We start from the raw sequence: 1417 nt of genomic DNA, 5'->3' as shown, positions 1-1417 counted from the left end.
CATCATATAACGCACCTTGAATGGATTCACATACGTTCATCATACTGACTACCTAGCACTTACCCGAATTGTGGTTTTCAGGAGGAACGTCCTCTCACGATTCTTTTCCCACTCAGCCTAACGGCCAAGTTTCGTTACATTGTCCGAGCCGCTGCTTTATTCAGGCTCGTAGGTTCATCTGGTGATACAGATGGTTCACTCGTTAAGCGGTGAACAACGCTTCATACGACCTCAGGTCGCACGGACAAAAGTGAGCTAGAACGTTTACTCTAGCTCCAATCGATTGGATTAAAAAAAGTATAGTGGTTCAGTAAAGTTTTTAAGAGGGCGTTCAGAATTCTGTGTCAGCTAATTTTGGCTAGATATCTAAGTATTCATCCAAGCGTCCATCGAAGGGAATCGACAGTTGAGACAATGCCATATTCCAGTTCTGAATTGGCATTGTCCATTTCTTAGAGGCATTCAATATCACAGTATAAAGGAACTTGAGCAAGCTGTTTTCGTTCGGGAACCCACCTTTGGTTTTGGTCAGTTTTCGGAACTAGCGATGTACTGCCTCAATGGCATTTGTTGTGTAGATGGCTTTTCGAACGTACTTTGGATACTTGAAGTAAACGGATAGATTCTCCCACTTAATTCCGCCAAGAACGCCCCACTTCGACTATAAGCTAGCTCCATTTCAGCAGCATCCTTGCTCAAAGCGCGATAGACAGGCTTAAGATCAACCATGAACTCTTTCTGGTGCTTGGAAGTGTGGGAGAGTAATTACCCCATCAATATTATTTCATCACAATTTTAGATATCATAATTTATGAGTTATCCGGACTAAGGTCGATTGAATTAAAGTGCCAAAACTCTATGGTTTTCACACTTATTCTAGTTGTGCAAACATCAACATATTGATAATCTATTTTCTTAAAAACAGTTGCCTACTGAGAGTTTTTCTTTTGTAAAGTCAGAACAGGCATGTTTTGAAATAGTCCGTTTTTATGATGGCGGCATTATTTGTTAAGATTTTAGGGTAGATAAAAATGGAACCAATTACATTGGCAATTGGTGGGGCGTCATACTACGTTGCTACCAAGTTTGTAGACCAATTTATATCCCAGGAGGGGTATGGTTGGTTTCGAAAGAAGCTTTTTCCAAAACAAAGATATGTAGACAGGCTCTATCAACTTATCGAGGAAACAGCTTCAGAGTTTGAAGTTGACTACCCAACAGATTCAGACAAGGTTTCGTTCTATCAATCCCAGCCTCTATTTGGCGTATTAAACGAATATATTCTGTTTAAACAGTTGCCAGATAAAGCTGATGTACTGAATAAGTTTAGTGAATATCCAAATGTGCTTCCGCCAACTCAAGAGCAACTTGAACGTTTTTATGCTACTCTAGCACTAAAGATAAACGAGTGTAAAAT

1 protein-coding gene and 1 pseudogene are annotated in these 1417 nt (G+C 39.9%); one reads left to right on the top strand and one right to left on the bottom strand.

The window, feature by feature from the left end:
• Positions 1-358: 358 nt before the first annotated feature.
• Positions 359-732 (bottom strand): annotated as a pseudogene (locus tag L1D47_RS20635) (transposase); the annotation flags it as partial.
• A 299-nt stretch (positions 733-1031) separates the two neighbouring features.
• On the opposite strand from L1D47_RS20635, the gene L1D47_RS20630 reads away from it, so the two are divergent.
• A partial coding sequence (locus L1D47_RS20630; RefSeq protein WP_239886616.1) for a hypothetical protein occupies positions 1032-1417 on the top strand: 386 nt, incomplete at its 3' end.

Source organism: Shewanella sp. Isolate7, from assembly GCF_022398425.1.
Classification (GTDB): Bacteria; Pseudomonadota; Gammaproteobacteria; order Enterobacterales; family Shewanellaceae; genus Shewanella.
This window is presented reverse-complemented; position numbering and strand designations above follow the sequence as displayed.